Origin of the sequence: Streptococcus mitis, assembly GCF_001579035.1 — a bacterium.
Taxonomy (GTDB): domain Bacteria; phylum Bacillota; class Bacilli; order Lactobacillales; family Streptococcaceae; genus Streptococcus; species Streptococcus mitis_J.
In genome coordinates this window covers 34602-43906 of the sequence record NZ_KQ970293.1, presented here as the reverse complement: position 1 = coordinate 43906, position 9305 = coordinate 34602, and the positions used below count along the sequence as shown (strand labels likewise).

8 protein-coding genes and 14 tRNA genes are annotated in these 9305 nt (G+C 41.8%); all 22 read left to right on the top strand.

All coding sequences use genetic code 11. The features are described from left to right. Positions 1 to 23 precede the first annotated feature (23 nt). Positions 24 to 97, top strand: a tRNA-Ile gene (locus tag SMIDD26_RS10485). A gap of 10 nt (positions 98 to 107) precedes the next feature. After that, a tRNA-Ser gene (locus tag SMIDD26_RS10480) sits at positions 108 to 197 on the top strand. A gap of 10 nt (positions 198 to 207) precedes the next feature. Continuing rightward, positions 208 to 281 (top strand) — tRNA-Met (locus SMIDD26_RS10475). Positions 282 to 284: 3 nt separating this feature from the next. Further along, positions 285 to 357 (top strand) — tRNA-Phe (locus SMIDD26_RS10470). Positions 358 to 376: 19 nt separating this feature from the next. Continuing rightward, positions 377 to 447, top strand: a tRNA-Gly gene (locus SMIDD26_RS10465). A gap of 34 nt (positions 448 to 481) precedes the next feature. Further along, positions 482 to 555 (top strand) — tRNA-Ile (locus SMIDD26_RS10460). 82 nt (positions 556 to 637) lie between these two features. Further along, a tRNA-Ser gene (locus SMIDD26_RS10455) sits at positions 638 to 727 on the top strand. Positions 728 to 737: 10 nt separating this feature from the next. Then, a tRNA-Met gene (locus SMIDD26_RS10450) sits at positions 738 to 810 on the top strand. Positions 811 to 813: 3 nt separating this feature from the next. Then, a tRNA-Phe gene (locus SMIDD26_RS10445) sits at positions 814 to 886 on the top strand. A gap of 12 nt (positions 887 to 898) precedes the next feature. Continuing rightward, a tRNA-Tyr gene (locus SMIDD26_RS10440) sits at positions 899 to 979 on the top strand. Between the two features lie 4 nt (positions 980 to 983). Continuing rightward, positions 984 to 1054 (top strand) — tRNA-Trp (locus tag SMIDD26_RS10435). 14 nt (positions 1055 to 1068) lie between these two features. Further along, positions 1069 to 1141: transfer RNA gene (locus tag SMIDD26_RS10430), tRNA-His, on the top strand. Positions 1142 to 1154: 13 nt separating this feature from the next. Then, positions 1155 to 1226: transfer RNA gene (locus SMIDD26_RS10425), tRNA-Gln, on the top strand. A 9-nt stretch (positions 1227 to 1235) separates the two neighbouring features. Beyond that, positions 1236 to 1319: transfer RNA gene (locus SMIDD26_RS10420), tRNA-Leu, on the top strand. A 107-nt stretch (positions 1320 to 1426) separates the two neighbouring features. Continuing rightward, positions 1427 to 2704: a glutamate-cysteine ligase family protein gene (locus tag SMIDD26_RS10415; RefSeq protein WP_061440065.1), complete on the top strand. Its 1278-nt coding sequence runs from the start codon at positions 1427 to 1429 to the stop codon at positions 2702 to 2704. A 75-nt stretch (positions 2705 to 2779) separates the two neighbouring features. Continuing rightward, positions 2780 to 4264, top strand: coding sequence for a threonine synthase (gene thrC, locus SMIDD26_RS10410; protein ID WP_061440064.1), 1485 nt, complete (start codon positions 2780 to 2782; stop codon positions 4262 to 4264). Between the two features lie 60 nt (positions 4265 to 4324). Then, entirely contained in the window at positions 4325 to 5605 is a 1281-nt protein-coding gene (locus tag SMIDD26_RS10405) for an MATE family efflux transporter (RefSeq protein WP_061440063.1), read from the top strand. A 3-nt stretch (positions 5606 to 5608) separates the two neighbouring features. Next, the gene (locus tag SMIDD26_RS10400) at positions 5609 to 6229 is read left to right on the top strand and encodes an HAD family hydrolase (RefSeq protein WP_061440062.1); all 621 of its coding nucleotides are present in this window, start codon (positions 5609 to 5611) and stop codon (positions 6227 to 6229) included. 164 nt (positions 6230 to 6393) lie between these two features. Continuing rightward, complete coding sequence (locus SMIDD26_RS10395) at positions 6394 to 7506, top strand: LysM peptidoglycan-binding domain-containing protein (RefSeq protein ID WP_061440061.1); 1113 nt, start codon at positions 6394 to 6396, stop codon at positions 7504 to 7506. 205 nt (positions 7507 to 7711) lie between these two features. Further along, on the top strand, positions 7712 to 8137 hold the full coding sequence (locus SMIDD26_RS10390) for a MarR family winged helix-turn-helix transcriptional regulator (protein WP_061440060.1): 426 nt from the start codon (positions 7712 to 7714) through the stop codon (positions 8135 to 8137). A 9-nt stretch (positions 8138 to 8146) separates the two neighbouring features. Next, a complete protein-coding gene (locus SMIDD26_RS10385) occupies positions 8147 to 8509 on the top strand; it encodes a DUF1304 domain-containing protein (RefSeq protein ID WP_061440059.1) in 363 nt (120 codons plus the stop codon). A 112-nt stretch (positions 8510 to 8621) separates the two neighbouring features. Beyond that, positions 8622 to 9266 (top strand): pyroglutamyl-peptidase I, encoded by a 645-nt coding sequence (gene pcp, locus SMIDD26_RS10380; protein ID WP_061440058.1) that lies wholly within the window; start codon positions 8622 to 8624, stop codon positions 9264 to 9266. Positions 9267 to 9305 lie beyond the last annotated feature (39 nt).

Sequence of the window (9305 nt, the reverse complement as noted above, 5' to 3'; positions counted from 1 at the left end):
TTCGCCGCTATAATGATCTTGTCGGACCTTTAGCTCAGCTGGTTAGAGCTCTCGGCTCATAACCGAGTGGTCGTAGGTTCAAGTCCTACAAGGTCCATTTGAATATTGGAGGATTACCCAAGTCCGGCTGAAGGGAACGGTCTTGAAAACCGTCAGGCGTGTAAAAGCGTGCGTGGGTTCGAATCCCACATCCTCCTTTTATATTAACGCGGGATGGAGCAGCTCGGTAGCTCGTCGGGCTCATAACCCGAAGGTCGTAGGTTCAAATCCTGCTCCCGCAATAAGGCTCGGTAGCTCAGTTGGTAGAGCAATGGATTGAAGCTCCATGTGTCGGCGGTTCGATTCCGTCTCGCGCCGTTTTATTGATAGTATTTATGCGGGTGTAGTTTAGTGGTAAAACTACAGCCTTCCAAGCTGTTGTCGCGAGTTCGATTCTCGTCACCCGCTTTGAACTTTGTTCAAATTACCAAGTTTTTAACTTGGGCGCGTAGCTCAGGTGGTTAGAGCGCACGCCTGATAAGCGTGAGGTCGGTGGTTCGAGTCCACTCGTGCCCATAGTGTTTAGTCCATTAGTAGGGGATTGTAATATTATCTGTTCACTAATAGGACACGGGCTTGTTCCCGTATAAACTATTTTGGAGGATTACCCAAGTCCGGCTGAAGGGAACGGTCTTGAAAACCGTCAGGCGTGTAAAAGCGTGCGTGGGTTCGAATCCCACATCCTCCTTTTATATTAACGCGGGATGGAGCAGCTCGGTAGCTCGTCGGGCTCATAACCCGAAGGTCGTAGGTTCAAATCCTGCTCCGCAATAAGGCTCGGTAGCTCAGTTGGTAGAGCAATGGATTGAAGCTCCATGTGTCGGCGGTTCGATTCCGTCTCGCGCCATTTATATATTTTGGAAGGGTAGCGAAGAGGCTAAACGCGGCGGACTGTAAATCCGCTCCTTCGGGTTCGGGGGTTCGAATCCCTCCCCTTCCATTTTACGGGCATAGTTTAAAGGTAGAACTAAGGTCTCCAAAACCTTCAGTGTGGGTTCAATTCCTACTGCCCGTGTTAATAGAATTGTGGCGGGTGTGGTGAAGTGGTTAACACACCAGATTGTGGCTCTGGCATGCGTGGGTTCGATCCCCATCACTCGCCTATTTTATATTATTGGGGTATAGCCAAGCGGTAAGGCAAGGGACTTTGACTCCCTCATGCGTTGGTTCGAATCCAGCTACCCCAGTTACTATTTGCCGGCGTGGCGGAATTGGCAGACGCGCTGGACTCAAAATCCAGTGTCCGCAAGGACGTGCCGGTTCGACCCCGGCCGCCGGTATAGTATAGCGATAAGGAACGTTGTAAGTCTTCGTTCCTTTTTTATGTTATTTTTGGTATAATAATACTTATCCAAATTTTATTTAGATTATGAAAGTGTAGGGAAGTATGTCTCGTTCTATCGATTTATTAAAACATCGGTATTTGAAAAATATTAAAGAAAATCCTGAATTGTTTATCGGAATTGAGCTGGAATATCCTGTTGTAAACTTGGAAGGGGATGATACAGATGTTGAAGTTATCAAGTACTTATTCCGATATTTAGTTTCTTCTTTTGATTTTACTGTCGAAAAGGTAGATGATTTTGGCAATCCGATCCAGTTAGTAGATCCGATAAGTCAGGATGCTATTTTGTTTGAAGTTTCCTATAGTACGATTGAGTTTGCATTTGGTAAGGCAGAAACAATTCAAGAGGTCGAAAATCGTTTCAATAATTATATGAATGTAATTCAGAGAAAGTTAGCTGAATCAAATCATGCTATTGTTGGCTGTGGAATTCATCCCAACTGGGATAAAAATGAGAATTGTCCAGTGGCTTATCCACGCTATCAGATGTTGATGGATTATTTGAATTTGAGTAGAAATATTACTAAATCAGATTTACATCATTTCCCTGAATATGGTGCTTTTATCTGTGGGAGCCAGGTTCAGCTGGATATTTCAAAGTCTAACTACTTACGAGTGATTAATGCTTTTACCCAAATTGAAGCAGTTAAGGCTTATTTATTTGCAAACTCTGAGTTTACAGGTGCGGATTGGGATACAAAAATCTCAAGAGATATTTTCTGGGAAGAATCGATGCATGGTATCTATCCAGAGAATGTTGGGGTCAATGCTAGACTCTTTAACGATGAGGATGATTTTTTTGATTATCTAGATCATTCTGCAATTTTTACTGCGGAACGTGATGGGCAAACCTATTATTTTTATCCGATTCAGGCTAGGGACTATTTGGCTACACCTGAAATTCAAGCATATGCACTTAATGGGGATGAGATTATTATTTATCCTCAAGAGAAGGATTTTGGGACACATCGTAGTTATCAGTACCAAGATTTAACGGCTCGCGGAACAGTCGAGTTTCGTAGTGTGTGTACTCAGCCTCTGGATAGAACCTTCGCTTCAGCAGCTTTTCACTTAGGATTATTAGTTAATTTAGATAAGTTAGAAGCTTATTTAGAAACAGCATCTTTCTTTAAAGAATTTGGGCGAAATTATAAGTTTTTAAGACGACAATTTTCTAAGAAAAAGCTTACAGATGAGGAAGAAACTGCGATTATTGAATTTTCCAAAGACTTACTTATCCTATCTGAGGAAGGACTGGAGATGAGAGATAAGGAAGAAATGATTTATTTAGAGCCTTTGAAGAAAGAATTGGGACTATAATTTCTTTTATAAAGGGAGAATTTTCTGAAAAATCATGATATAATGGAAGAGACTATAGATAAAGGATAGAGAGTAATGACATTAGTTTATCAATCAACGCGTGATGCCAACAATACAGTAACTGCTAGCCAAGCTATTTTGCAAGGTTTGGCGACGGACGGTGGTTTGTTTACACCGGTTACTTATCCAAAGGTAGATTTGGACTTTGACAAATTGAAAGATGCTTCTTATCAGGAAGTTGCTAAGTTAGTTTTGTCAGCATTTTTAGATGACTTTACAGCTGAAGAGTTGGACTACTGTATCAACAGTGCCTACGATAGTAAATTTGATACTCCATCTATCGCACCATTAGTGAAATTAGACGGGCAATATAACTTGGAACTTTTCCATGGTTCTACGATTGCCTTTAAGGATATGGCCTTGTCTATTTTGCCATACTTTATGACGACTGCTACTAAGAAACATGGTTTGGAAAATAAGATTGTCATCTTGACAGCGACATCTGGTGATACTGGGAAAGCTGCTATGGCAGGGTTTGCGGATGTTTCTGGTACTGAGATTATCGTCTTTTATCCAAAGGATGGTGTCAGCAAGGTACAAGAGTTGCAAATGACCACTCAGACTGGCGACAATACTCATGTTATCGCCATTGATGGGAACTTTGACGATGCGCAAACAAATGTGAAGCACATGTTTAACGACGTGGCTCTTCGTGAAAAATTATCGGCCAATAAGTTGCAATTTTCATCAGCTAACTCTATGAATATCGGTCGTTTGGTACCGCAGATTGTTTATTATGTTTATGCCTATGCTCAGCTTGTTAAGACTGGTGAGATTGTGGCTGGTGATAAGGTCAACTTCACAGTACCAACAGGAAACTTTGGAAATATCTTGGCTGCCTTTTATGCTAAGCAAATTGGTCTCCCAGTTGGTAAATTGATTTGTGCTTCAAACGACAACAATGTTTTGACAGACTTCTTCAAGACACGTGTTTACGATAAGAAGCGTGAGTTTAAGGTAACAACTAGCCCATCTATGGATATCTTAGTATCTTCAAACTTGGAGCGCCTGATTTTCCATCTTTTGGGGAATGATGCAGTTAAGACAGCTGAACTTATGAATGCCTTGAATACGCAAGGACAATATAAGTTGACAGACTTTGATGCAGAGATTTTGGACCTCTTTGCAGCTGAATATGCGACTGAGGAAGAAACAGCAGCAGAAATCAAGCGTGTTTATGAGTCAGATTCTTATATCGAGGATCCCCATACGGCGGTTGCCTCAGCAGTTTATAGAAAATACCAAGCTGCTACTGGCGATGCGACTAAGACAGTGATTGCTTCAACAGCTAGTCCATACAAGTTCCCAGTAGTTGCAGTAGAAGCTGTAACAGGGAAAGTTGGCTTGACTGACTTTGAAGCCTTGGCTCAATTACATGAAATCTCAGGCGTTGCAGTGCCACCAGCAGTTGATGGGCTTGAGACAGCTCCTGTTCGTCACAAGACAACAGTGGCAGCTGCTGATATGCAAGCAGCGGTTGAGGATTATCTAGGACTTTAAGACAGAAGGAGTAAACTCGGTTGGGAAACCAACTGAGTTTCTTTTCATCAGGAGGAAGGATTGTTTAAGAAAAATAAAGACATTCTTAATATTGCCTTGCCAGCTATGGGCGAAAACTTTTTGCAGATGCTCATGGGGATGGTGGACAGTTACTTGGTAGCCCATTTGGGCTTGATAGCTATTTCAGGTGTTTCAGTGGCTGGCAATATTATCACGATTTATCAGGCGATTTTCATTGCTCTAGGGGCAGCTATTTCTAGTGTTATTTCAAAAAGTTTGGGGCAGAAGGATCAGTCCAAGCTAGCCTATCATGTGACTGAGGCCTTGAAAATTACTTTACTCTTAAGTTTCCTTTTGGGAGCTTTGTCCATCTTCGCTGGGCAAGAGATGATAGGACTTTTGGGGACGGAGAGAACTGTAGCTGAGAGTGGTGGACTCTACCTATCTTTAGTTGGTGGTTCGATTGTTCTTTTGGGATTCATGACCAGTCTGGGTGCCTTGATTCGTGCAACGCATAATCCACGTCTGCCTCTCTATGTTAGTCTCTTGTCAAATGCTTTGAATATTCTCTTTTCCAGTCTAGCTATTTTTGTTCTTGATATGGGGATAGCTGGTGTTGCTTGGGGGACAATTCTGTCTCGTTTGGTTGGTCTTGTGATTTTATGGTCCCAATTAAAGTTGCCTTTTGAGAAACCGACTTTTGGTTTAGATAAGGAACTATTGACTTTAGCTTTACCAGCAGCTGGAGAGCGGCTTATGATGCGAGCTGGTGATGTCGTCATCATTGCCTTGGTCGTTTCTTTTGGAACGGAGGCAGTTGCTGGGAATGCAGTCGGAGAAGTCTTGACCCAGTTTAACTACATGCCTGCCTTTGGCGTCGCTACGGCAACGGTCATGCTAGTGGCCCGAGCAGTTGGAGAGGATAATTGGAAAAGAGTCGCTAGTTTGAGCAAACAAACCTTTTGGCTTTCTCTGGTTCTCATGTTACCCTTGACCTTCAGTATCTATGCTTTGGGTATACCACTAACTCATCTCTATACGACTGATTCTCTAGCGGTGGAGGCTAGTGTTCTAGTGACATTTTTTTCACTACTTGGTACTCCTATGACGATAGGAACAGTCATCTATACAGCAGTCTGGCAGGGTTTGGGCAATGCTCGGCTTCCCTTTTATGCGACAAGTATAGGAATGTGGTGTATCCGCATTGGAACAGGATATCTGATGGGAATTGTGCTTGGTTGGGGTTTGCCTGGTATTTGGGCAGGGACTCTCTTGGATAATGGTTTTCGCTGGTTATTTCTACGCTATCGTTACCAGCGCTATATGAGCTTGAAAGGATAGGAAATGCAAAAAACAGCTTTTATTTGGGATTTAGACGGGACTTTATTGGACTCTTACGAAGCGATTTTATCAGGGATTGAGGAGACTTTTGGTCAGTTTTCTATTCCTTATGATAAGGAGAAGGTGAGAGAGTTTATCCTCAAGTTTTCTGTGCAGGATTTGCTTGTGCAGGTAGCAGAAGAGCGAAAGCTAGATGTGGAAGTGCTAAATCAGGTACGTGCCCAGAGTCTGGCTGAGAAGAATGCTCAGGTAGTTTTGATGCCAGGTGCGCGTGAGGTTCTAAAGTGGGCAGACGCAGCGGGGATTCAACAGTTTGTCTACACTCATAAAGGAGATAATGCTTTTACCATTCTAAGAGACTTGGATTTGGGATCTTATTTTACAGAGATTATAACCAGTCAGAGTGGCTTTGCGCGCAAGCCTAATCCAGAAGTGGCTAACTATCTGTTAGACAAGTATCAGTTGGATCCTGAGAAAACCTATTATATAGGGGATCGGACTCTGGATGTGGAATTCGCCCAGAATAGTGGGATTCGAAGTATCAACTTTTTAGAGTCAACTTATGAAGGCAATCATAGGATTCAAGTACTAACAGACATTCCTCATATTTTTGAGAGTAAGTAACGATAAGATTGTGTCAGTTTTGTGACAGAGACCTAACAAACTATTTCAAGTAATCGAGTTTGTTACAAGGAACAGACAGTTCTGTTAAATAGGCCCGAGAGGGCTTTTTTCTGCATTTTTTGTGTTATGATAGACAGGTACTCATTTGAAAGGAATAGGAAAGAATGAAGAAAAGAATATTATTAGCTTCAACAGTAGCCTTGTCATTTGCCCCAGTATTGGCAACTCAAGCAGAAGAAGTTCTTTGGACTGCACGTAGTGTTGAGCAAATCCAAAACGATTTGACTAAAACGGATAACAAAACAAGTTATACCGTTCAGTATGGTGATACCTTGAGCACCATTGCAGAAGCCTTGGGTGTAGATGTCACAGTTCTTGCGAATTTGAATAAAATCACGAATATGGACTTGATTTTCCCAGAAACTGTTTTGACAACGACTGTCAATGAAGCTGAAGAAGTAACAGAAGTTGAAATCCAAACTCCTCAAGCAGATTCTAGTGAAGAAGCGACAACTGCGACAGCAGATTTGACAACTAATCAAGTAACCGTTGATGATCAAACTGTTCAAGTTGCAGCTCTTTCTCAACCAATTGCAGAAGCTCCAAAAGCAGTAGAAACTTCAAGTACAAAAGAAGTAGCAACAAGTTCAGAAGTTACAGAGACAGTGACTGCTTCAGAAGAAGTGACACCATCTACAGAAACTTCTGTCCCAGAGGAGCAAACAGCCGAAACAAGTAGTGCAGTTGAAGAAGCAGTTCCTCAGGCAACGACTCCAGCTGAATCAGCAGTAGAAGCAAAAGAAGTATCATCATCAAGTGAAGCTACACCAGTAGTTTCTACTTATCAACCAGAAGAGACGAAGATAGTTTCAACAACTTACACAGCTCCAGCTGCGCCTGATTATGCTGGACTGGCAGTCGCGAAATCTGAAAATGCTGGCCTTCAACCACAAACGGCTAGCTTTAAAGAAGAAATCGCCAACTTGTTTGGCATCACATCCTTTAGTGGTTACCGTCCAGGAGATAGTGGAGATCACGGAAAAGGTTTGGCTATCGATTTTATGGTACCAGAAAGCTCAGAACTAGGGGATAAGATTGCGGAATACGCTATTCAAAATATGGCCAGCCGTGGAATTAGTTACATCATCTGGAAACAACGTTTCTATGCTCCATTCGATAGCAAATATGGACCAGCTAACACTTGGAACCCAATGCCAGACCGTGGTAGCGTGACAGAAAATCACTATGACCACGTTCACGTTTCAATGAATGGATAAACCAGACTTTGTAATATCATTTTGACGAATGAGATCTAGCTTTCGTGATAGGGAGCAAGTCTCGTTCGTTTTTTCTTTGTCAATTTGAATGGAAAATGGGAAGTTTCTGTCTTGTAATGATTCAAGCAACATTCTTACAATTTATTTTACTTTGCAATATAATTGATTAGTCAACTATTGATAAATCAAGAAAAAGAGGAAAGAAATGATAGAGATTCAAGATTTACTGTATCAACTCCGCTTGTCTGAGCAAGCGAGCACGCAATTATTTGAAAAAAGGCTTGGGATTAGTTTGACACGGTATCAGATTTTACTGTTTTTGCTGGAGAATTCTCCCTGTAATCAAATGGGAGTTCAGGAGCGTTTGAAGATTGATCAGGCTGCTTTGACCCGACATTTCAAGATTCTGGAAAAGGAAGGTTTGGTGGAGCGTCATCGTAATCCTGAAAATCAGCGGGAAGTGTTGGTAGAGGCTACGAAGTATGCCAAGGAGCAGTTAGTGGTGAATCCACCTCTGCAGCATATTAAGGTTAAGCAAGAGATGGAAAGTATCTTAACAGAGTCTGAAAGAACAGAACTCGGCCGTTTATTAAATAAATTGGTTTTGGGTATTGAAAATATAGAAATTTAAGGAGAAAATATGTCAATTATGACAATCATTTTAGCAACGATTGTTGCTTTGGAGCATTTTTACATTTTTTATTTAGAAAGTATTGCAACGCAATCAGATGCGACTAGTCGTGTCTTTAACATGGACAAGGAAGAACTGGCTCGTCCGTCGGTAAGTTCACTGTTTAAAAATCAAGGGATTTATAATGGTCTGCTAGGAGTCTTTCTCCTGTATGGGATTTATTTCTCACAGAATTTAGAAATTGTGACTATTTTTGTCTTATTTGTGATTGGGGCGGCGGCTTACGGCTCTCTAACAGCAGATAAGAAAATTATTTTGAAGCAAGGTGGACCAGCTATTTTGACCTTGATGAGTATTTTATTCTTTAAATAAACTCAAAAATCAATCCTAGGCTCGCTAGTCCTTTTCACTCCAGAATAAGGGAAATATGTTATACTTGTTTTTAAGAAAAAAGTCTCATTGAATTGGTTTTGAGGAGTTAGAAATGAAAGTATTAGTGACAGGTTTTGAGCCCTTTGGAGGGGAAAAGGTCAATCCAGCCTTGGAGGCCATTAAAGGTTTACCAGCTGAAATCCATGGTGCTGAGGTTCGTTGGCTAGAAGTACCGACAGTCTTTCATAAATCGGCCCAAGTGTTGGAAGAAGAGATGAACCGTTATCAACCTGACTTTGTCCTTTGTATCGGGCAAGCGGGTGGAAGAACTAGCTTGACGCCTGAACGAGTGGCCATTAACCAAGACGATGCACGCATTCCTGATAATGAAGGAAATCAACCGATTGACCTTCCCATTCGAGCAGATGGTGCTTCGGCCTACTTTAGTAGTTTGCCTATTAAAGCGATGGTTCAAGCTATAAAAAAAGAGGGATTACCAGCCTCTGTTTCCAATACGGCAGGGACTTTTGTCTGCAATCATTTGATGTATCAGGCCCTCTATTTGGTAGAAAAGAAATTTCCACATGTTAAGGCAGGTTTTATGCATATTCCTTATATGATGGAACAGGTGGTGAATCGACCGACCACCCCAGCTATGAGTTTAGTGGATATTAGGCGAGGGATAGAAGCGGCAATCGGCGCCATTATCGAACATGGAGATGAGGATCTCAAGTTGGTAGGTGGAGAAACTCATTGATAGAAAAAAGCTTGAGGGAAAACCTTCAAGCTTTTGGAG